The organism is Streptomyces sp. NPDC029152, from assembly GCF_055564355.1.
Window position 1 is genome coordinate 1 of sequence record NZ_JBVHWR010000008.1, and the last position, 21046, is coordinate 21046.

At 72.2% G+C, this 21046-nt stretch carries 20 protein-coding genes, 1 tRNA gene and 1 pseudogene; 14 read left to right on the plus strand and 8 right to left on the minus strand.

The window, feature by feature from the left end:
* From ACZ4V6_RS18160 to ACZ4V6_RS18175, 4 genes and pseudogenes are all read right to left on the minus strand, one after another.
* Positions 1-368, minus strand: a pseudogene (locus tag ACZ4V6_RS18160) (2-oxoacid:acceptor oxidoreductase subunit alpha); the annotation flags it as partial.
* Between the two features lie 239 nt (positions 369-607).
* Entirely contained in the window at positions 608-1267 is a 660-nt protein-coding gene (locus ACZ4V6_RS18165; RefSeq protein WP_467828964.1) for a LuxR C-terminal-related transcriptional regulator, read from the minus strand.
* A 289-nt stretch (positions 1268-1556) separates the two neighbouring features.
* Complete coding sequence (locus ACZ4V6_RS18170) at positions 1557-2924, minus strand: sensor histidine kinase (RefSeq protein WP_467828265.1); 1368 nt, start codon at positions 2922-2924, stop codon at positions 1557-1559.
* 179 nt (positions 2925-3103) lie between these two features.
* A complete protein-coding gene (locus tag ACZ4V6_RS18175; RefSeq protein ID WP_467828267.1) occupies positions 3104-4336 on the minus strand; it encodes a sensor histidine kinase in 1233 nt (410 codons plus the stop codon).
* Positions 4337-4535: 199 nt separating this feature from the next.
* On the opposite strand from ACZ4V6_RS18175, the gene ACZ4V6_RS18180 reads away from it, so the two are divergent.
* The 12 genes from ACZ4V6_RS18180 (at position 4536) to ACZ4V6_RS18235 (ending at position 16236) form a co-directional block, all read left to right on the plus strand.
* Positions 4536-4931: an NADH-quinone oxidoreductase subunit A gene (locus tag ACZ4V6_RS18180; RefSeq protein WP_467828270.1), complete on the plus strand. Its 396-nt coding sequence runs from the start codon at positions 4536-4538 to the stop codon at positions 4929-4931.
* Positions 4922-5536 (plus strand): NADH-quinone oxidoreductase subunit B, encoded by a 615-nt coding sequence (locus ACZ4V6_RS18185; protein ID WP_467828272.1) that lies wholly within the window; start codon positions 4922-4924, stop codon positions 5534-5536. The genes ACZ4V6_RS18180 and ACZ4V6_RS18185 overlap by 10 nt, the downstream gene beginning before the upstream one ends.
* Positions 5533-6822, plus strand: coding sequence for an NADH-quinone oxidoreductase subunit C (locus ACZ4V6_RS18190; RefSeq protein WP_467828275.1), 1290 nt, complete (start codon positions 5533-5535; stop codon positions 6820-6822). Before ACZ4V6_RS18185 ends, ACZ4V6_RS18190 begins: the two co-directional genes overlap by 4 nt.
* Positions 6819-7787 (plus strand): complex I subunit 1/NuoH family protein, encoded by a 969-nt coding sequence (locus ACZ4V6_RS18195; protein WP_467828278.1) that lies wholly within the window; start codon positions 6819-6821, stop codon positions 7785-7787. Before ACZ4V6_RS18190 ends, ACZ4V6_RS18195 begins: the two co-directional genes overlap by 4 nt.
* A gap of 2 nt (positions 7788-7789) precedes the next feature.
* Complete coding sequence (locus ACZ4V6_RS18200) at positions 7790-8557, plus strand: NuoI/complex I 23 kDa subunit family protein (protein ID WP_467828280.1); 768 nt, start codon at positions 7790-7792, stop codon at positions 8555-8557.
* Positions 8554-9204 carry an NADH-quinone oxidoreductase subunit J family protein gene (locus tag ACZ4V6_RS18205; RefSeq protein WP_467828282.1) on the plus strand — a complete coding sequence of 217 codons (651 nt, stop codon included), beginning with the start codon at positions 8554-8556 and terminating at the stop codon, positions 9202-9204. Before ACZ4V6_RS18200 ends, ACZ4V6_RS18205 begins: the two co-directional genes overlap by 4 nt.
* Entirely contained in the window at positions 9204-9593 is a 390-nt protein-coding gene (gene nuoK / locus ACZ4V6_RS18210; RefSeq protein WP_467828284.1) for an NADH-quinone oxidoreductase subunit NuoK, read from the plus strand. Before ACZ4V6_RS18205 ends, nuoK begins: the two co-directional genes overlap by 1 nt.
* Positions 9590-11584 (plus strand): NADH-quinone oxidoreductase subunit 5 family protein, encoded by a 1995-nt coding sequence (locus ACZ4V6_RS18215; protein ID WP_467828286.1) that lies wholly within the window; start codon positions 9590-9592, stop codon positions 11582-11584. The genes nuoK and ACZ4V6_RS18215 overlap by 4 nt, the downstream gene beginning before the upstream one ends.
* A gap of 6 nt (positions 11585-11590) precedes the next feature.
* Entirely contained in the window at positions 11591-13165 is a 1575-nt protein-coding gene (locus ACZ4V6_RS18220) for a complex I subunit 4 family protein (protein ID WP_467828289.1), read from the plus strand.
* Positions 13162-14697: an NADH-quinone oxidoreductase subunit N gene (locus ACZ4V6_RS18225; protein ID WP_467828292.1), complete on the plus strand. Its 1536-nt coding sequence runs from the start codon at positions 13162-13164 to the stop codon at positions 14695-14697. Before ACZ4V6_RS18220 ends, ACZ4V6_RS18225 begins: the two co-directional genes overlap by 4 nt.
* Positions 14698-14959: 262 nt before the next feature.
* Positions 14960-15823: a zinc metalloprotease HtpX gene (htpX, locus tag ACZ4V6_RS18230; protein ID WP_077796819.1), complete on the plus strand. Its 864-nt coding sequence runs from the start codon at positions 14960-14962 to the stop codon at positions 15821-15823.
* On the plus strand, positions 15820-16236 hold the full coding sequence (locus ACZ4V6_RS18235) for a YccF domain-containing protein (RefSeq protein ID WP_467828295.1): 417 nt from the start codon (positions 15820-15822) through the stop codon (positions 16234-16236). The genes htpX and ACZ4V6_RS18235 overlap by 4 nt, the downstream gene beginning before the upstream one ends.
* Positions 16237-16554: 318 nt before the next feature.
* Here ACZ4V6_RS18235 and ACZ4V6_RS18240 read toward each other — a convergent pair whose 3' ends face one another.
* Positions 16555-17805 (minus strand): APC family permease, encoded by a 1251-nt coding sequence (locus tag ACZ4V6_RS18240; protein ID WP_467828297.1) that lies wholly within the window; start codon positions 17803-17805, stop codon positions 16555-16557.
* A 141-nt stretch (positions 17806-17946) separates the two neighbouring features.
* On the opposite strand from ACZ4V6_RS18240, the gene ACZ4V6_RS18245 reads away from it, so the two are divergent.
* On the plus strand, positions 17947-18213 hold the full coding sequence (locus ACZ4V6_RS18245) for a GlsB/YeaQ/YmgE family stress response membrane protein (protein WP_467828300.1): 267 nt from the start codon (positions 17947-17949) through the stop codon (positions 18211-18213).
* 116 nt (positions 18214-18329) lie between these two features.
* On the opposite strand, the gene ACZ4V6_RS18250 is transcribed toward ACZ4V6_RS18245, so the two are convergent.
* Positions 18330-18818: a YajQ family cyclic di-GMP-binding protein gene (locus ACZ4V6_RS18250; RefSeq protein WP_077796815.1), complete on the minus strand. Its 489-nt coding sequence runs from the start codon at positions 18816-18818 to the stop codon at positions 18330-18332.
* A gap of 236 nt (positions 18819-19054) precedes the next feature.
* On the opposite strand from ACZ4V6_RS18250, the gene ACZ4V6_RS18255 reads away from it, so the two are divergent.
* Positions 19055-19136 (plus strand) — tRNA-Tyr (locus ACZ4V6_RS18255).
* Positions 19137-19300: 164 nt separating this feature from the next.
* Here the strand turns inward: ACZ4V6_RS18255 and ACZ4V6_RS18260 are convergent.
* Complete coding sequence (locus tag ACZ4V6_RS18260) at positions 19301-20668, minus strand: tyrosine-type recombinase/integrase (protein ID WP_467828303.1); 1368 nt, start codon at positions 20666-20668, stop codon at positions 19301-19303.
* A gap of 70 nt (positions 20669-20738) precedes the next feature.
* Positions 20739-20927, minus strand: coding sequence for a helix-turn-helix transcriptional regulator (locus ACZ4V6_RS18265; RefSeq protein WP_467828305.1), 189 nt, complete (start codon positions 20925-20927; stop codon positions 20739-20741).
* Positions 20928-21046 lie beyond the last annotated feature (119 nt).

Below are 21046 nucleotides of genomic sequence, written 5' to 3' on the forward strand. Positions count from 1 at the left end.
GGCAGATCGGCCACGTTCGCCTTCAACGCCGCCGGATTCATCGCCACCAGCACATCCGGCGCGTCCCCCGGAGTGAGGATGTCGTGATCGGCGAAATGCAGCTGGAAGGACGACACCCCCGGCAGCGTCCCGGCCGGCGCCCGGATCTCGGCCGGGAAGTTCGGCAGCGTCGACAGATCATTGCCGAACGACGCCGTCTCGGAGGTGAAACGGTCACCGGTGAGCTGCATACCATCACCGGAATCCCCGGCGAACCTGATGATCACCCGGTCCAGCCGGCGGACGTCCTTCGCCCCGACCGGTTTGCGCTGCTCTCCTACGACGGATCCGTCGGCCTGCTCCGCTGGGCTGCTGACCTGGCTGGTCACTGAACTGGACCTCCCTCGAGGCGGCTGTCCGGGGACTGGCCTCCCGTCGGCCATCCCAGGATCAACCCTACGTCTGCGAGGGTTGACTTCCAGTGGACATTCGCATGATGGACACGATCGGGAGGCGGCCCGGAACCCTGCCGGTCCACGGTCGCCTCGCCCCCGCACCGGTGCGGACGCTCCCCGGCCGTGCCGCGGTTTCCCCGGGGTCCGGCCGACGAGGTCCCGGGACCGAGGTCTCAGGAATTGAGATAGGTGAGCACGGCGAGCACACGCCGGTGATCGCCGTCGCTCGGGGACAGGCCCAGCTTCAGGAAGATGTTGCTGACGTGCTTCTCCACGGCCCCGTCGCTGACGACGAGCTGCCTCGCGATCGCGGAGTTCGTCCGGCCCTCGGCCATGAGCCCCAGGACCTCCCGTTCCCGCGGGGTGAGCCCGGCGAGCACGTCCTGCTTGCGGCTGCGTCCGAGCAGCTGCGCGACCACCTCGGGGTCGAGCGCCGTACCGCCCTGCGCCACGCGCACCACCGCGTCCACGAACTCCCGCACCTCGGCCACCCGGTCCTTGAGCAGGTAGCCGACGCCCCGGCTGGAACCAGCCAGCAGCTCGGTGGCGTACCGCTCCTCCACGTACTGGGACAGCACCAGCACGCCGAGCCCGGGGTGCGCCTTGCGCAGCTGCACCGACGCCCGCACGCCCTCGTCGGTGTGCGTCGGCGGCATCCGCACGTCCGCCACGACGACGTCCGGCAGCTCACCCTGCGCGTCCAGGTCGGTGATCGTCTTGATCAGCGCCTCGGCGTCACCGACACCGGCCACCACGTCGTGCCCGCGGTCGGTCAGCAACCGCGTCAGCCCCTCCCTGAGCAGCACCGAATCCTCGGCGATGACCACCCGCACCCTGTCCTCCACGCTCCTCGGCCCCCCACAGCCAGACTCCGTCCGCCCCACGGCCCGCGCGGCCCGTGCCGCGTCCACGAACCGTCCGTGCGACAGGTCCAGCATTCCAGTATCGGGGGCCGGATGCGTTCGTGGGCCGGGAGGAGACGGGAAGAAACGGGAAGAGGCGGGAAGAGGGGGGAGGCCGGACCGGGATTCGGACGCTCGGTGGCCGAATCCCGACCGCGCCGACCGGAGCCCGGGGGTACGGGGCTCGGGCCGGCGGTGTGTTCCGGGCGGCGGCGGCCGCTCAGCGGCGTACCGGCTCCGTCCGCCACGGCAGCTCCGCGGTCACCCGGGTGGGGCCTCCGGCCGGCGAGTCCACCACGAGGATCCCGTCCACCGCGTCGAGCCGCTCGGCCAGCCCCGCCAGACCGGAACCGGCGGACACCTCCGCGCCGCCCACGCCGTTGTCCACGACCTGGAGCATCAGCCGGTTCTCCACCCGCCAGACCTCCACGGCGGCCGCCGTGGCCCGCGCGTGCTTGCTGATGTTCTGCAGCAGCTCCGAGACGGTGAAGTAGGCGATGCCCTCGATCGCCGACGCCGGCCGCTCCGCCAGGTCCACCTCCACCCGCACGGGCACCGTGCAGCGCGAGGCCACCGAGGACAGGGCGGCGTCCAGGCCGCGGTCGGTCAGGACGGCCGGATGGATGCCGCGCGCCAGGTCCCGCAGCTCCTGCAGAGCCGTCTTCACCTCGCCGTGCGCGGCGCCCACCATGCGCGCCGCCTCCTGCGGGTCCTCCCGCAGCTTCTCCTTGGCCAGCCCCAGGTCCATGGCCAGGTTGACCAGGCGGGCCTGCGCCCCGTCGTGCAGGTCGCGCTCGATGCGCCGCAGGTCGGCCGCGGCCGTGTCGACCACGACCCCCCGGTCCGACTCCAGCTCCTCCACCCGCGTCGCCAGCCGCGACGGGCCGAGCAGCCCGTGCACCAGCAGCCGGTCCACCGTCGTCAGGGCCCGCACGATCCACGGCGTCGCCAGGGTGACCAGCAGCCCGACCAGCGCGGTCACGGTGATCTCGAAGGGGTTGTCGAGGTAGATCCGGTGCGTCTCGTCGCCGTACAGCTGGAGCCCGTCCTGACCGGTGTACGCCGGGAACACCCAGAACCACAGGGGATACGTCAGCATCGTCCAGCCGGTCGCCCAGAAGGTCACGGCGACGGAGAACGAGAACACCGCCCACGGGAACTGCAGCACCGCGTACAGCAGGCTCCGCCAGGACGAGCCGCTCTTGAGGACGGCCCCCATCCAGGCCATCGCGCCCGGCTTGCTCATCCGCAGCGGCTCCGGCGCGGCCACGTCGATCCCCAGCAGGCCGCGTGCCCGGGCCCGCTCCAGCGCCCCGAACCCCCGGCACCCGGCGAGCGCGGCGGCCAGCACCGGCACGCCCAGGAACGTCACCAGCAGCCCGGCGCCGAGCGACACCATCGTGACGGCGTACACGAAGAGCGTGATCCCGATCGGCAGGCCGAGCAGCACGAAGCCGAACTCCCGCCAGCTGCGGCCCTCGAACGGCGCCCGCAGCCCCGCCGGCAGCCGGTGCCGCCGCGAACCGGCGTCCGCGGAAAGACCGGCCCCGCTCCCGAGCCCGTAACCCTGTCCGTACTCCGTGGCCATCGGTGCCGTCCTTCTCCTCGACGTGTGGCTGTGCTGTCCTGACTCCACCCTCCTCGACCGCAGGTCCCCGGGCCATGGAGCCCGTCGGCGTCCTGGGAGGGGGGTTTTCCCCACCCCCGCCGGCCCGGCGTGCGAACGCCCCGGCGCGTGGGCGCCGGGGCGTGTCCCGGACCGGTCGGTCACCTCGTGCCGGGGGCACCGGCGGCGGCGCCGTCGGCGTCCGAGCGGTCGCGCCACGGCAGCTCGGCCGTGACCGTCGTCGGGCCGCCCTGCGGCGAATGGACCGCGAACAGGCCGTCGACGGCGCTCAGCCGCTCGGCGAGGCCCTTCATCCCCGTACCGCCGTCCAGCCGCGCGCCCCCGCGTCCGTCGTCGCCCACCTGCATGAGCAGCCGGTCGGCCGACCGCCACACCTCCACGGAGGCGGACCTCGCCCCGCTGTGTTTGCTGACGTTCTGCAGCAGCTCCGAGACGGTGAAGTAGGCGATGCCCTCGATCGCCGCCGCCGGCCGCTCGGCCAGGTCGACCGTCACCTTCACCGGCACCGTGCAGCGCGAGGCCACCGAGGACAGGGCGGCGTCCAGGCCGCGGTCGGTCAGGACGGCCGGGTGGATGCCGCGCGCCAGGTCCCGCAGCTCCTGCAGCGCCAGCTTCACCTCGCCGTGCGCCTCGTCGACCATCGCCGCCGCCGCGTCGGGGTCCTCCAGCAGCTTCTCCTTGGCCAGGCCCAGGCCCATGGCCAGGTTGACCAGGCGGGCCTGCGCCCCGTCGTGCAGGTCGCGCTCGATGCGCCGCAGGTCGGCCGCGGCCGTGTCGACGACCGTCCCCCGGTCCGACTCCAGCTCGGCGATCCGCCGCTCCAGCTCGTCGGACGGCGACAGCAGCCCGCGCACCATCGCCCGGTCCACGTTGGTCAGGCCCCGCGCGAGGAACGGCAGCACCGGCCACAGCACGAACAGCGACGTCAGCGTGACGGTGAAGGTGACGACGCCCCAGGGCAGCCGTATGAGCTGGTAGAGGACCGTGCGCCAGCCCACCGGGTCCTTCAGCGCCATCCACAGCTGTGCGAAGAACCCGCCCCGGTCCCGCCCCGGCAACCGGCTCGGCTCCTCCACCCGCACCCCGAGCAGCGCCCGGGCCCGAGCCCGTTCCATCCTGCCCAGCAGCCGCGCCCCGGTGAGCCCCGTCGCCAGCAACGGCAGCCCGATCACGGTGACCGTCAGCCCGAAACCGACGGCCAGCGTCGCCACGACGTACGTGAAGCCGATCAGCGCCACCGGAAGGTTCGCCAGCAGGTGGGCGATCTCCTTCCAGGTGTGCCGGTCGAGAGCGAAACGGGCCGGTGGCAGGCGGTCGCTGTCCGTCTCACCGGCGTATCCGGCGTGCGTCGAGGACGAGAGGCGTTCGGTCATACGGGTCAGCGTGCCGTGCGGCGCGGCGCGGCGCCATGAGGCGGACCGCCGGGCATCACCTGAGGAAAACCCCACCCGGGCGTCTCACGGTACGACGGGCTGCTTACCGTCTCTTTATCAGGCCCTAGACTCCCGTGCGTACACATCGTCGAACAGCAGCGTCCAGGGTCAGGGTTCGGACAGGGAGTGAGGGACGGACGTGCCGGAACCGACTGTCGGCATCGCGGCGGACTACTTCCAGACCTACTCGGTCGTCGGACTGCTCGCCGTCGTCGGCGTGCTCTTCGTGGCCGTGGCCTTCGGCGCCGGGCGTCTGCTGCGGCCCGTGGTCCCGACGCCCGAGAAGCTCCTGACGTACGAGTGCGGGGTCGACCCCGTCGGCGAGGGCTGGGCGCACACCCAGGTCCGCTACTACGTCTACGCCTTCCTGTACGTGATCTTCGCGGTGGACTCGATCTTCCTCTTCCCGTGGGCGACGGTCTTCGCCGACCCCGGGTACGGCGCGACGACGCTCGTGGAGATGTTCGTCTTCCTCGGCTTCCTCGCCGTGGGCCTGCTCTACGCATACAAGAAGGGCGTCCTGTCATGGACGTGAACCCCGAGCCCGTCCCGCTGCCCGAGCCGAAGCGGCTGGGCGCGCTGTCCCGGCTCGCCCCCGAGCCGATGAAGGTCGTCCTCAACTGGGGCCGCCGCTACTCCCTGTGGGTCTTCAACTTCGGCCTCGCCTGCTGCGCCATCGAGTTCATCGCCGCGTCGATGGCCCGCCACGACTTCATCCGCCTCGGCGTCATCCCGTTCGCGCCGGGGCCCCGTCAGGCCGACCTGATGGTGGTCTCGGGCACGGTCACGGACAAGATGGCCCCCGCCGTCAAGCGCCTGTACGAGCAGATGCCCGAGCCGAAGTACGTCATCTCCTTCGGCGCCTGCTCCAACTGCGGCGGCCCGTACTGGGACTCCTACTCCGTGACGAAGGGCGTCGACCAGATCATCCCGGTCGACGTCTACGTCCCCGGCTGCCCGCCGCGCCCCGAGGCGCTGCTCCAGGGCATCCTCAAGCTCCAGGAGAAGATCGCGCGGGAGTCGCTGGGGGAGCGGTACGGCACCTCGCCGCGCCCGTCGGCGGCCGCGCTGCAGAGCGACCTGGTGCGGCCGCCGGCTCCCACGTCGGCTCCCACGGCGGCTCCGGAGGAGGACCGATGACCGCGGCCGGCTGGCTGCCCGCCGATGCCGAGGAGCTCTTCGGGGCCGAGGCCACCGCCGAGGAGTCGTACGACCTCCTGACGGTGGACGTGCCGCCGACGGCCTGGATCTCCGCTCTGGAGACCGCCCGCGACCGGCTGGGCTGCACGTACTTCGACTGGCTGAGCGCGGTCGACGAACCGGGCACGGGCTTCCGCGTCGCGGCGCACGTCGCCGCCCTCGCACCGGTCCGCCGGCTGCTGGTGCGGACGACGGTTCCGCACGAGTCCCCGGTCCTGCCCACCGCCGTCACGGTCTACGCGGGCGCGGCCTGGCACGAGCGCGAGACGCACGAGATGTTCGGCGTCGTCTTCGAGGACCACCCCGCGCTGGACCACCTGCTGCTGCCCGAGGGCTTCGAGGGCCACCCCCTGCGCAAGGACTTCGTCCTCGCCGCCCGCGTCGCCAAGGCCTGGCCGGGCGCGAAGGAGCCCGGCGAGTCCGACCACGGCGGCCCCCGACGCCGTCAGATGCTGCCCCCGGGCGTCCCCGACCCCAACGAGTGGGGCCCGCTGAAGGGCCAGCTCCCCCCTGCCCCGGCCCGCCCGGCCCGGGGCGCCGCCCGCGCGGCGGGCGAACGTCCGGCCCGCCGCATGCGTACGGCCGCCCAGGGCTCCGTCGGCCAGACGGCCCCGGCCACCGGAACGCCGGACACGGAGACCCCGGCCGCCGGAACCCCGGCCACGGGGGCCCCGGCCACGGAGCCGTCGGCGCCACCGGCGTCCGTGCCCCGGCGTACGCGGAGCGCGAGCCAGGGTTCCGCGTCGCAGCGGCCAAGGCCGGCGGCCCCCGGGGATCAGGCGGACACACCCGGTGGGGAGGGCCGGGAGACCACCGGACCGCGCACACCGACCGCGCGCCGCGCCCGGAGTGCGAGCGAGGGCTCGGCGTCCCAGCGGACCGGCTCCACCGAGGACCGGTCCGACGCGGCCGGCCCGTCCGGCGCCGCGGGGGAGACGCCCGCTTCCGGCGAGACGCCCGCCGCCCCGAAGCCCGCTTCCGCGCCCCCGCGCAGTCCCGACGCACCCTGGCACCACGCCCGCCCGGCCTTCGACGAGCCCGCGGAACCTACCGGGGAGTCCGTGGAGCCCACCGACGAGCCCGTGGAGCCCACCGACGAGCCCGTGGAGCCCACCGAGGAGTCCGGCGGCCGGGGGAGCGTGGAGCGCGGGGAGAGCCCGGACACCGACGAGCAGCCCCCCGCCCGCCCGGAAACCCCCGACGACCGCCCAGGAGGCCCGCAGTGAACGACGCCCTCGACGTCACCCTGCGCCTCCTGGTCGTCTTCGTCGTCTTCCTCACCCTCCCCCTGATCGTCGGCCAGACCGAGCACAAGGTGATGGCCCACATGCAGGGACGCCTCGGCCCGATGTACGCCGGCGGCTTCCACGGCTGGGCACAGCTCGTCGCGGACGGCGTGAAGTTCGCGCAGAAGGAGGACGTCGTCCCGGCGGACGCGGACCGGCGCGTCTTCCAGCTCGCCCCCGCCGTGGCCCTGCTGCCGTACCTCCTCGTGCTCCTCGCCGTCCCCGTCGGCCCCGGCGAGGGCGCGGTGGGGCAGGTCGTCGACGCGGGGATCTTCTTCGTCCTCGCCGTCATGGGCGTCGGCGTCCTCGGCTCGCTCATGGCCGGCTGGGCCTCCGCCAACAAGTTCTCCCTCCTCGGCGGCCTGCGCACCGCCGCCCAGCTCCTCGCGTACGAACTCCCGATGCTGCTCACCGCCGCCTCCGTCGCCATGGCGGCCGGCACGGTCTCGCTCGTCGGCATCCTCGACGCCTTCGAGTGGTGGTGGCTGCCCTGGCAGATCGTCGGCGCGGTCGTCTTCTTCGTCGCCGGCCTCGCCGAACTCCAGCGTCCCCCGTTCGACATGCCGGTCGCCGACTCGGAGATCATCTTCGGCGCCTACACCGAGTACACCGGCCTGCGCTTCGCCCTGTTCCTCCTCGCCGAGTACGCCGGGATCGTCGTGCTGTGCGGCCTGACCACCGTCCTTTTCCTGGGCGGCTGGCACGGCCCCTGGGGCGCCGACGGCCTCGGCTGGGTCTGGACCCTGCTGAAGACCGCCGTCCTCGCCTTCGTCGTGATCTGGCTGCGCGTGACCTACCCCCGCCTGCGCGAGGACCAGCTCCAGAAGCTCTCCTGGACCCTCCTCGTCCCCCTCTCCCTCGCCCAGATCGCCCTCACCGGCATCGTCAAGGTGGTGATCCGGTAACCATGTCCCCCGTCCCCGGCTCCGGTCTGGCCAAGGGCCTGGCCGTCACCCTCCGCACGATGACGAGGAAGGCCGTCACCGAGCAGTACCCGGACACCCTGCCCGACCTCCCGCCCCGCTCCCGCGGCGTGATCGGCCTGTTCGAGGAGAACTGCACGGTCTGCATGCTGTGCGCCCGCGAGTGCCCCGACTGGTGCATCTACATCGACTCCCACAAGGAGACGGTGCCGGCGGCCACGCCCGGCGGCCGGGAGCGCAGCCGCAACGTCCTCGACCGCTTCGCCATCGACTTCTCCCTGTGCATGTACTGCGGTATCTGCATCGAGGTCTGTCCTTTCGACGCGTTGTTCTGGTCCCCCGAGTTCGAGTACTCCGAGACGGACATCCGCGACCTCACCCACGAGCGCGACAAGCTCCGCGAGTGGATGTGGACGGTCCCGGCACCGCCCGCCCTCGACCCCGGCGCGGAGGAACCGAAGGAACTCGCCGCCGCCCGCAAGACCGCCGACAAACTGGCCGCCCGGCAGGATGCGGCTCGGCAGGGTGCGGCCGAGGCGTCCGGGCCGGCCGAGGCGCACGCCGACGAGCAGGCCCGCGCCGCCGAGCAGCCCACCCGCCCGATGGGCGACTCCAAGCAGCAGACGGACCAGCCGAGGCCGGACCAGCCGGGACCGGGCCGGCCGGAGTCGGACCAGCCGAGGCCGGACCAGCCGGGACCGGGCCGGCCGGAGTCGGACCAGCCGAGGCCGGACCAGGAGGGCGGGGAATGACCCTCGCAGCGACCGCCGTCCGCCTCGCGGCGACGGACCCCACGACCACGGCCGCCGGATCCCACGGCTTCCTGTCCCCGACCGGCGTCGAGATCGCCTTCCTCCTCGTCGGCCTCGTCACCTTCGGCGCCGCCGTCGTCACCGTCACGACCCGGCAGCTCGTCCACGCCGCCCTGTGGCTGGTGGTGGCCCTCGGCGGCCTCGCCGTCGAGTACCTCCTGCTCACCGCCGAGTTCATCGCCTGGGTGCAGGTCCTCATCTACGTCGGTTCCGTCGTCGTCCTCATCCTGTTCGGTCTGATGCTCACCCGAGCCCCGATCGGCCGTTCCCCGGACGCCGACTCCGGCAACCGCTGGGCCGCCCTCACCGTGGCCGTCGCCGCCGCGGCGGCCCTGGTGTGGGTCGTCGTCGACGCCTTCCGGACCACGTGGATCGACCTGGACGGCCCGGCCGCCGGCTCCACCGCCGTCACCGGAGCGAGCCTCTTCCAGAACTGGGTCCTCCCCTTCGAGGCCCTCTCCGTCCTCCTCCTCGCCGCCCTGGTCGGCGCGATCGTCCTGTCCCGCAGGGCCAAGGCGGAACGAGCGGCCGGCGCCGTCGCCCCGACCACCACCCCGAACGGTGCCGGCAAGGACGGTGTCCGCTGATGCACCTCGCCTATCCCGCCGTCCTCTCCGCCCTCCTGTTCTGCACGGGTCTGTACGGAGTCCTCGCCCGCCGCAACGCGATCCTGGTCCTGATGTCGGTCGAGCTGATGCTCAACGCCGTCAACCTCAACCTGGTCGCCTTCGACGTCTGGCTCAGCAGGGCCGCCGAGGAGACCCTGCACTCCGGTCAGGCCCTGACCCTGTTCACCATCGCCATCGCCGCCGCCGAGATCGGCATCGGCCTGGCGATCGTGCTCGCCGTCCACCGCAACCGCGGCACCGCGGACATCGACCGGCTCCGCGACACCGCCGAGGGCCACGAGCCGGGCGGCCCCGACACCGACGCCCCCGCGACCGGCACGGCCGAGAAGGCTGAGGCCACCGCGTGACCACGACCACCCTCGCCGTACTGGTTCCCCTCCTGCCCTTCCTGGGGGCGGTGGCCGGCCTGCTCCTCGGCCGTACCGCACCCGGCTTCGTCCGCCCGCTCGCCGTCCTGCCCACGCTGGCGGCCGTCGTCCTCGCCGTACTGGTCGCCGCGCGCCAGGGCGGTGGCCGGCCCGTCGACGCCGCCACGGAACTGACACCCACCGGCTCGGTCCCCATCGAGCTCGCCTTGGACATCGACGGCTTCGCCGCCCTGGTGGCCGTCCTGGTCGGCTGCGTCGCCGCCTGCGTGCAGCTCTACTCGACGGGCTACCTGCGCGACGACCCGCGCTACCCCTCGTACGCCGCGCTCGTCTCCCTGTTCACCTCCGCCATGTTCCTCGTCGTCTACTCCGGCGACCTGATGGTGCTGCTGGTCGGCTGGGAGGTCATGGGCATCTGCTCGTACTTCCTGGTCGGCCACTACTGGGAGACCCCGGAGGCGCGTGCCGCCTCCCTCAAGGCCTTCCTGGTGACCAAGCTCGGTGACGTCCCCTTCCTCATCGGCCTGCTCGCGCTGGCCACCGAGACCGGCTCCTTCCGCATCACCAAGATCCTGGGCGCGGTGGCGAGCGGCTCGATCGACCACCCGACCCTGATCGCCCTGCTGCTCCTGGCCGGCGTGGCGGGCAAGTCGGCGCAGTTCCCGCTGCACACCTGGCTCCCCGACGCGATGGCGGGCCCGACACCCGTCTCCGCTCTCATCCACGCCGCGACGATGGTCGCCGCCGGTGTCTACTTCATCGCCCGGCTCCTCCCGCTCTTCGAGGCCTCCCAGGCCGCGATGGTCGTCCTCGCCGTCATGGCCGCCGTCACGATGACCGGCTCGGCGCTCGCCGCGCTCGCCCAGGACGACATCAAGCGCGTCCTCGCCTACTCGACCATCGGCCAGCTCGGCTACATGACCGGTGCCCTCGCCGCCGGCGACCGCGGTGCCGCCGTCTTCCACCTCCTCACGCACGGCGCCTTCAAGGCGCTGCTGTTCCTCGCCGCCGGCGTGGTCATCCACGCCGCCGGCACCAACTCGCTGGCCGCCATGTCCCGCATGCGCGACCTGCGCGCCCGCGTCCCGGACGCCTACTGGACGATGACCGTGGCGCTGCTCGCGCTCGCCGCGGTCCCCCCGTTCAGCGGCTTCTTCTCCAAGGAGGCCGTCCTCGTCGCCGCCGAGCACGCCGCCACCGGCCACACCGAGCACGCACCCGGCGCCGCGGGCTGGACCGTCCTGGTCGCCGGCCTGATCACCGCCCTGCTCACCGCCGCCTACGCGACCCGCCTGTGGCTGCTGGCCTTCCGAGGCCGGGGCACCGAGGCCCCCGACCACGGCAGGCAGCCGGTCGTCATGAACGCCGTGCTCTGGGTGCTCGCCATCCCCTCCCTCGCCCTCGGCGGACTCGCGTTCCGGCTGCTGCCCGACTGGTTCGACGGCGTCGACCTGACCCCGACCCTCACCACGTCCGTGCTCGGCACCGGTGTGGCCCTGGTCGGCGGCATCGTCACCTACGCGGCCTGGCGGCACACCACCGCGCTCGCCGCCCCCGTCCCGCTGGGCGCGGTCGCGGCCCACCCCGACGCCGACGCGGGCCAGGTCGAGGCCGAGGCCATCGCCAGCCACACGCCCGCCTACGGCGACGTGGCCTCCGCACCCGACCCGTCCGACCCCGGGCGGCTGCTGCTCGGTCCGCTGCACCGCCACGCGGCCGTCGGCTTCCACCTGGACGCCGTGTACACGGCCCTCTTCGTCCGCCCGGTCCAGGCCGGCGCGAGCCTCGTCCGGTTCCTCGACCGCGAGGTCGTCGACACCTACGTACGCGGGGCGGGCACCCTGCCCCGCTGGCTCGGGGCCGCCGTACGCCGTGCCCAGACCGGCAATGTGCAGACCTATGTGAGCGCGCTGCTCGCCGGCACCGTCGTCCTCGCGGTCGCCGCCGTCCTCGTCGCCACGGGAGCGTGAGCAGGCGTGATCGATATCAACGAGTCCGTGATGCAGTTCCTTCTGGCGTTCGTCGTCGTCGGCCCGCTCCTGGGCGCCGCCGCGGCTCTCCTGCCCGCCCCGCCCGGACTGAAGGGGAAGTCACCCGAGCAGGCGGTCCTGAGGCACGGCGTCACCGTGACCGGCGCCGTCCTCCTCGCCGCGATCGTCCTCGTGCTCGGCTTCGACCACGGCCATCCGTCGAAGATGCAGGCGAGCACGGACATCAGCTGGATCCCCGCACTCGACGTGCGCATCCACCTCGGCGTCGACGGCATTTCCCTCCCCCTGCTGGTCCTGACCGCGCTGCTGACCTTCCTGTGCGCGCTCTACTCGTACTTCAAGCCGCCCGCGGGCCCGAGCCCGAAGGCCTTCGTCGCACTGGTGCTCCTCCTCGAGTCCGGCACCCTCGCCACCTTCGCCGTCCTCGACCTGATCCTGTTCTTCCTCGCCTTCGAGACGGTCCTCGTCCCGATGTACTTCCTCATCGCCCGCTGGGGCGGCCAGGGGCGGGCCCAGGCCGCCTGGAAGTTCATCCTCTACACGCTGCTCGGCTCCGTCGTCATGCTGCTCGGCCTGCTCCTGATCGGCATCAGGGCGGGCACGTTCGACATGGTGGCACTCGCCACTGACAACGGCCGGTCGCTGACCACATCCATGCAGGTCATCGCCGTATTGGCGATCGGGATCGGGCTCGCGGTGAAGACGCCGATGTGGCCGCTGCACAGCTGGCTGCCCGACGCCCACACCGCCGCGCCGACCGTCGGCTCGGTGCTGCTGGCCGGCGTCCTGCTGAAGATGGGCACGTACGGGTTCGTCCGTATCCTCCTCCCGGTCGCCCCGGACGGTTTCCGCACCTTCGCGCCCTACCTCGCCGCCTTCGCCGTCGTAGGGATCATCTACGGTTCCCTGGCCTGCCTGGCCCTCGCCAAGCGGGGCGCGAAGGGCGACCTCAAGCGCCTCATCGCCTACTCCTCCGTCGGCCACATGGGCTTCGTGCTGCTCGGCATCGCGACCATGACCCCGACCGGCGTCAACGGCGCCCTGTTCGCCAACATCGCCCACGGCCTCATCACCGGCCTGCTCTTCTTCGTGGTCGGCGCCCTGAAGGACCGCACCGGCACCACCGACCTCGACACCCTCGCCGAGGAGTCCGGCGCCGCCCTGTACGGCAAGGCACCCCGCCTCGGCGGCCTGCTCGCCTTCGCCGCGGTCGCCTCGCTCGGCCTGCCCGGCCTGGCCGGATTCTGGGGCGAGATGCTGGCCCTGTTCGGCGCCTTCGACCCCCACGCCGACCTCAGCCGCCCCGCCTTCCTCACCTTCATGGCGATCGCCGCGTTCGGCACCCTGCTGACCGCCGCGTACATGCTGATCGTGGTCCGCCGCGTCTGCATGGGCGCCGTCCCGCGGGAAGCCCCGAAGCTCACCGACGTCCGCACGTACGAGTTCGCCGCCTGGACCCCGCTCGTCGCCCTCACCGTCGTCGCCGGACTGTGGCCCAAGACCCTGCTGGGGCTGACCGACCCGGCCGTGCAGCAGCTCCTCTCAGGAGGCACCCGATGAGCTCCCCGGCCCAGCCACTGGCCGAGCCCCTGGCGCAGAACCTCGTCCAGTCCGTGGACTGGCTCGCCATCGCGCCGCCCACCCTCGCGGCGGTCGTCGGGCTGGTCGTCCTCGTCGCCGACCTGTTCGTCGCGGACGCCCGCAAGGCGCTGCTCGGCTGGGTCGCGGTCGCCGGTCTCGCCGCCTCCGCGCTCATGCTGCTGCCCCTCGTGGGCGACGACCGCTCCACGTTCTGCCTCACCGGCGGCGCGGACGTGTGCAGCTACACCGCGGACACCTTCACCCTCGCCATCCAGTTCCTGGTCCTCGGCGGCGCACTCCTGGCCGCCCTGCTCTCGGTCACCGCCGTGAAGGACGCCGACCGGGGCCTGCCCGAGGGCGAGTACTGGTTCCTGCTGCTCTCCTCCGCCGCCGGCGCGGCCCTGCTGCCCGCCTCCCGCGACCTCGCGACCCTCGTCGTCGCCCTGGAGGTCGCCTCCCTGCCCGCCTTCGCCCTGGTCGGCCTGCGGCACGGCGACCGGCGCTCCTCCGAGGCCGCGCTGAAGTTCTTCCTTTCCTCGGTCACCGCGACCGCGGTCAGCCTCATGGGCATCAGCTTCCTGTACGCCTCCACCGGCACCCTGTACCTCACCCAGGTGGCCGAGCGCGTCCAGCACGTCGACGGGCAGCTCACCACGCTCACCCAGACCGGCGTCGTCCTCACCCTCGTCGGCTTCGCCTTCAAGACGGCCGCCGTGCCCTTCCACTTCTGGGTGCCCGACACCTACGTGGGCGCCCCGCTCCCGATCGCCGCCTACCTGTCCGTCGTCGGCAAGGCGGTCGGCTTCTCCGGCCTGATCCTCGTCACCGTCGTCGCCCTCCCGTCCTACGCCGACGCCTGGGGACCGGCCCTCGCGGTACTGGCCGCGCTCACCATGACCGTCGGCAACGTCGGGGCCCTGCGCCAGCAGGCCACGCGCGCGTACAGCGCGGTACGCCTGCTCGCCTGGTCGTCCGTCGGCCAGGCCGGTTACCTCCTGGTGCCGATCGCCGCCGCCGGATACTCCGACGACCCCGAGCGGTCGGTCGGCTCCACCGTCGCCTACGCCCTCATGTACGCCGCCGTGAACCTCGGCGCCTTCGCGGTGGCCGCACTGGTGGGCCGCACGAGGACGCTCAACCGCGTCGCCGACTACCGCGGCCTGTACGCGTCCCGTCCGCTGACCGCCCTGCTCCTGGCGTTCTTCCTGCTCTGCCTCGCCGGACTGCCGCCCGGCGTCATCGGCCTCTTCGCCAAGGTCACCGTCTTCTCCGCGGCCGTCGACGCGGGCCTCGGCTGGCTGGCCGTCGTCATGGCCGCCAACGTCGTCATCGCGCTCTTCTACTACCTCCAGTGGACGGCCCTGCTGTTCCGCGCGCCCGAGGGCGAGGCCGTGCGGCCCCGCCTCCCCGCCCCGCTCACGGCCGCGCTCACCGCGACCGCCCTCATCGCCGTCGTCCTGTCCGGAGCACCCCAGCTGATCCTCCGCTTCGCCGGCACCGGACTCTTCTGAGCGACAGCCGCGCATCGGCACGCGCGCGCGGGGCACCCGGCCCCCACGCGCGCGTGCCGCATACCGGGCCGTCACCCGGACGGACCACGCGCGCAGCCGTGCCCGCCGGGGAACCGGCGGGCGTCGCCTGGCGTTGACCAGTACGGAAGGGTCCACTGGACGTGACATCACGACACCAGGGGCGTCGAAGACAGGAAGCAACCACAGCGAGCGAGACAAGCAAGCAAAGGGTTCCCCTGCTGCACGACTTGGAGGGCGTACCGTGCACCGCCGGCACAACGGGCTCAGGACCGCAGTACTCCTCGGGGGACTGTCCGCGCTCATCATCGTCATCGGCAGTTTCTTCGGCCGAGCGGGTCTCGTCGTCGCCGTCCTCGTCGCCCTGGGCACGAACGCGTACGCCTACTGGAACAGCGACAAACTGGCCCTGCGCGCGATGCGCGCACGCCCGGTCAGCGAGTTCGAGGCCCCGGCGCTGTACCGCATGGTCCGGGACCTCTCCACGCAGGCCCGCCAGCCCATGCCGCGCCTGTACATCTCCCCGACGGAGGCCCCGAACGCCTTCGCGACCGGCCGCAATCCGCGCAACGCCGCGGTGTGCTGCACCGAGGGCATCCTGCGCCTGCTCGACGAGCGCGAGCTGCGCGGCGTCATCGGGCACGAGCTCAGTCACGTCTACAACCGCGACATCCTGATCTCGTCGGTCGCCGGAGCCCTGGCCTCCGTGATCATGTTCCTGGTCAACTTCGCCTGGCTGATCCCGGTCGGCCGGTCGAACGACGACGACGGCCCCGGCCTCCTGGGCATGCTGCTCGTCATGCTCCTCGGCCCGCTCGCGGCCGGCCTCATCCAACTGGCGATCAGCCGTTCGAGGGAGTACGAGGCCGACGCGTCCGGCGCCCAGCTCACCGGCGACCCGTTGGCCCTCGCGGGGGCACTGCGCAAGCTCGACGCCGGTACGAAGCAGCTGCCGCTGCCGCCGGAGCCCCGGCTCGAGACGGCCAGCCACATGATGATCGCCAACCCGTTCCGCCCGGGACAGGGGCTGTCGAAGATGTTCTCCACCCACCCGCCGATGGCGGAGCGAATCGCCCGGCTCGAGAAGATGGCAGGTCGACGGCTGTGAAGACCATACTCAATGTCATATGGCTCGTCCTCAGCGGTTTCTGGCTGTTCCTCGGCTACCTGGCCGCGGGCCTGCTGCTCTGCATCACGATCATCGGCATCCCCTTCGGCATCGCGGCGTTCCGCATCGGCGTCTACGCCCTGTGGCCCTTCGGGTACACGGCGGTCGAGCGCCGCGACGCGGGAGCGGCCTCCTGTATCGGCAACGTGCTGTGGCTCGTCCTCGCCGGCTGGTGGCTGGCCATCGGCCACATCGTCACCGGCATCGCGCTGTGCGTCACGATCATCGGCATCCCGCTGGGCATCGCCAACTTCAAGATGATCCCGGTCTCGCTGCTCCCGCTGGGACGCGAGATCGTGCGCACGGACCAGCCGTTCGCGGCCACCGGCGGCGCCCAGCGGACCGGTTGGTAGGCCCGGCGAGCCCCGGGGGAGGCAGCCGTTCCTCCACAGCCGCCAGGTTGTCCACAGGCCCGTGCGACGACCGGCGGCGGCTCGCATCATGAACCCATGACCGAGACCGATCAGTTGCCGGCCCAGACGTCGACCGAGCCCCGCAACACCCGGCCGGGGGAGGGATTTCCCTCCCCGAGCCGGTCGACAGGGCGAATCCGTCCCGCCCCCGTCGAGGCATCCGCACCCATGCCCCTCCGGCCGTCAGCGGCACGCGCGTGCGCCCTCCGGCGGGTCGCGCGGCCGGGCCGCCGGGCGGAGCGGTCCTCGGGAGGCGACCTACCGCCGGGCCGGCCGCCCCCGCACCGCGTACGCCACCACACCCACGGCCAGCACCCCCACTCCCGCGATCACCGAAACCGCCGGAAGGGAGAACGCCAGCACCACGCATCCGGCCAGCCCCAGCGCCGGCACGACCCGCGCCCGCGCCGTCGTGGCCGAGTCCAGCGTCCAGGCCGACGCGTTGGCCACCGCGTAGTACACCAGTACACCGAAGGAGGAGAACCCGATCGCGCCCCGCACGTCCACCGTGGCGGCCAGGACCGCGACCGCGGCGCCCACCGCCAGCTCGGCCCGGTGCGGTACCCGGTACCGCGGATGCACCGCGGCCAGCGCCGCGGGCAGGTGACGGTCCCGGGCCATGGCCAGGACCGTCCGCGACACCCCCAGGATCAGCGCGAGCAGCGAGCCCAGCGCGGCGACGGCGGCACCCGCCCGCACGACCGGCGCCAGTTCCGGCACGCCGGCCACCCGGACCGCGTCGGCCAGCGGCGCGGTCGCCCGGCCGAGACCCGCCGGACCCAGCACGGAAAGGACGGCCGACGCGACGCCCCCGTACACGGCCAGCGTGATGCCCAGAGCCAGCGGAACCGCGCGGGGGATGGTGCGCGCCGGATCCCGTACCTCCTCGCCGAGGGTCGCGATCCGCGCGTACCCCGCGAAGGCGAAGAACAGCAGCCCGGCCGCCTGCAGCACTCCGCCGGCGCCGCCCGGCAGCCCGACGTCCAGCCGCCCGGCGCCGGACCCCCCCGACCCCAGGCACACCACCACCACGGAAGCGAGGACCGCCAGGACCACCGCCACGATCACCCGCGTCACCCAGGCCGACTTCCGCACGCCGCCGTAGTTCACCGCGGTCAGCGCCACCACGGCCGCGACCGCCACCGCGTGCGCCTGCCCGGGCCAGACGTACGCGCCCACGGTCAGCGCCATGGCGGCGCAGGACGCCGTCTTGCCGACGACGAACGACCAGCCGGCCAGATACCCCCAGAACTCCCCGAGCCGCTCACGCCCGTAGACGTACGTGCCGCCCGAGGCCGGGTACCGGGCGGCCAGCCGCGCCGACGACGTGGCGTTGCAGTAGGCCACCGCGGCGGCCACGGCGAGGGCGGTCAGCAGCCCCGACCCGGCGGCGTGCGCCGCGGGCGCCAGGGCGGCGAAGATCCCGGCACCGATCATGGAGCCGAGCCCCACGACCACCGCGTCACCCACGCCCAGGGTGCGCCGCAGCTCCGAACCCGCAGGTGTCATGGGTCGCACCCTACTGATCGACGCAACCACCGGGAGGGGCCGGAACGTCCTCCCCGTCAAGAAGACGTGAACACACGCGGAGGTACGAGCCCCCCAGCGCTCGGACAGCGCGGGCACAGCGAGGAAGGGCAGGGTCACGGCATGACCGTCATCAGCTGGATCGTCCTGGGACTGTTGGCCGGAGCCATAGCCAAGTTCCTGCTGCCGGGCCGCGACCCGGGCGGCTTCATCGGCACCACCGTCATCGGCATCGCGGGCGCGTTCATCGGCGGCTGGATATCGGCCCGCTGGCTGGACCACCCGATCAGCAAGGACTTCTACGACGGCGCCACCTGGGCGGCGGCGATCGGCGGCTCGCTGGTCCTCCTGATCGCCTACCGCATCCTGTTCGGCAACTCGCGCGACTGAACGCGTCCGGACCGCACGGGCAGCGAGAAGGGTGGGCACCCGAGGGCGCCCACCCTTCGTCGTACACGGCTGTCGCACGCGGCCGGCTCAGCGGGACGCCAAGGGCGTCCGGCGGGTCACCGGTAGTTCACGAACTGCAGCGCGAAGTCGAAGTCCTTGCCCTTGAGCAGCGCGATCACGGTCTGAAGGTCGTCGCGGCTCTTGGAGCTGACCCGCAGCTCGTCGCCCTGCACCTGGGCCTTCACACCCTTAGGGCCCTCGTCGCGGATGATCTTCGCCACCTTCTTCGCGTTCTCCTGGGAGATGCCCTCCTCGATCGACGCGAAGATCTTGTACTCCTTGCCGGAGAGCTGGGGCTCGCCCGCGTCCAGAGCCTTCAGCGAGATGCCGCGCTTGATCAGCTTGGACTGGAAGACGTCGAGGACAGCGTTCACCCGGTCCTCGGAGTTGGCCTCCATGAGGATCTTGTCCCCGGACCACGAGATCGAGGCGCCCACGCCCTTGAAGTCGTAGCGCTGGGAGATCTCCTTGGCGGCCTGGTTGAGGGCGTTGTCGACCTCCTGCCGCTCGACCTTCGAGACGATGTCGAAACTGGAGTCGGCCATGTCCTGTGGCTCCTTGTATCTGGGTGCGTGTCGGGCCGCGTATCGGGTCCGTACCGGCATACGTGGGCGGCCGCCGAGCCCGGCAGGGGTCCTCGGCCGCATCCGGACAAGCCTAGCCACCCCCCGCCCCCGGGGTGGAGATCAATCGGGTGGCGAAGCACCCCTCCGTATCGGGTATTGTTTACGTCGTTGCCACGGAACACCGCCGCAAGACGGTGTGAAGGGCAGCGAACCCCGGCGGTGTGCCCGAGCGGCCAAAGGGAGCAGACTGTAAATCTGCCGGCTCAGCCTTCCCAGGTTCGAATCCTGGCGCCGCCACACGACCGAAAGGGTCTGTGACCAGCAGCAATGCTGATCGCAGGCCCTTTCGGCGTTCCTGGGCCCGACTTGATCGTCATGGGTGGTTTTTCCCAGTACGTCCCACCCTGGTTCGGGTGCTGACCAGTGCGTGTGGGGCAGGTGTGGGGCAGCTTCTGGGCGTTCTAGCTGCCATTCTTCAGCGCCCGCTCGATGCGGGCGTTCGCCGTGGCGGCGCCGCCGTCCAGGCACTTCGCGTACACCCGGAACAGCACGGCCACGCTGTGGCCGGCGCGAGCGGCCACCTCCTGCGGCTCCACGCCGGAACTGAGCCACGTGGACACAGCGGCGTGACGTAGATCATATGGCCGCTTGGCCAGCGATGACGCGCACTGAGCGGGCGTGAGGGCACGTGCGCGAGCTTCCGCCCACACCTCGCCGTATCCGGTGTCCTGGATGAGCCCGCCGCGCTGCGTGCGGAACAGTCGCCCGTCCGGCGCGACGCCGTACGCCGTGATGTGCCACCGCAGCAGGCTCACGAGGTCGGGCGGGATCGGCACGGTACGGACCGCTTTCCGGGGCCGGTGTTTCAAGCCCCGCCGGTCGTGCGCTTCGCCGTTGTCCGTCCAGGCCGACCCCGACCGCGGACGGGTCTCCCGGAGCCGCAGAGTTCCCCACCCTCGACGGGGCAGGTCGCAGTCTTGCAGGCGCAGGCCGATGACTTCCGCCGGCCGCGCCGCCGCGTAGTACATGCATCCGAAGAACGCGACCAGGCGGCGCCCACGGGCGCTCTGTGTCCGCACGGCGTCGAGCAGTGCGAGCGCCTGCCGGGGGTCGGGCACTGAAGCGGGGTCCAGCTCCTCGGCCACCTGCTCCGGGGCCTTCCACTGAACCTGCGGCAAGGGGTTGTCCGCCAGACGGCCGGCGTCGACGGCATAGCCGAGCGCGTTGTGGAAGATGGCCCGCTTCCGACGGATGGTCGACGCGGACGCCGTGGTGCCGTCCAGTTTCTTGGTCAGGGCGTCCAGGGCGGCGCGCACACGCATCCGGTCGGCCAACGAGGACGTGGGCAGGGACTTCCGCTCGAACCACGCCAGCACGGCGGCCACCTCGTCCGGCGGTTCCAGGTCGCGGCGGCTCACGTTGAACGCCCAGCTGTAGAGGGCCGTCCGTACCGTCTTGGCGTCGGCCATGCCCTTGGTGTCCTTGACGAGAGCGGGCGTGACGGTGGCCATCGCTTCCGCGAGCGTCCGGCGTGTCGAGCCGGGGGAGTGCTGCCACTTCATCTCGATGTACTCGCGGGCGTGCTGGTACCAGTTCACGTCGTTGCGCTGCCGCAGCTCGGAGAGCGGCACCCCGGTGGCCTCGTCGAACGGCTCGCCGTCGTGCGCCGCCCGCAGCAACTGAGCGCGCCGGCCCTCCGCCAGGGTCTTGGTGCGGAACGTCTCGGAGTGCGGGGTGTCGCCCGTCTTCCAGCGCAATTCCGCGGAGGACTGTCCACGATCCTTTCGCTGCCGGACGGACCAGATCCGAACGTCGTACGTCTTCCCCATCGGGGACCTTCCTGCGAAAGGGGCCCGGCATGAGCCGGGCCCCTGGGGCCGTGTCGGTGAGTCGATGCGATCAGTAGGCGGGGGAGTCCAGGTTGCTGAGCCAGTCGTCCAGGTCGTTGCGGCGGACCCGGAGGTGACCGTTGGGCAGCTTCACGAGTCGCGGCGCCTGCCCGCGGGCGCGCAGACGGTAGAAGGCGGCGCGGCTCATGCCGATCTCGTTGAGGACTTCGGGGAGCTTGAGCATCTTGGTGCTGGCCAAGGTGGTGACTCCTTCGCGGGGTGAAGACTCTCGGGGCCGTCTCAGAAGTCCGCTACATCCGCTACACCGCTACATCGCAGGTCAGCGGGTGGTTTTTTGTAGCGGAGGGGTGGCGTGTA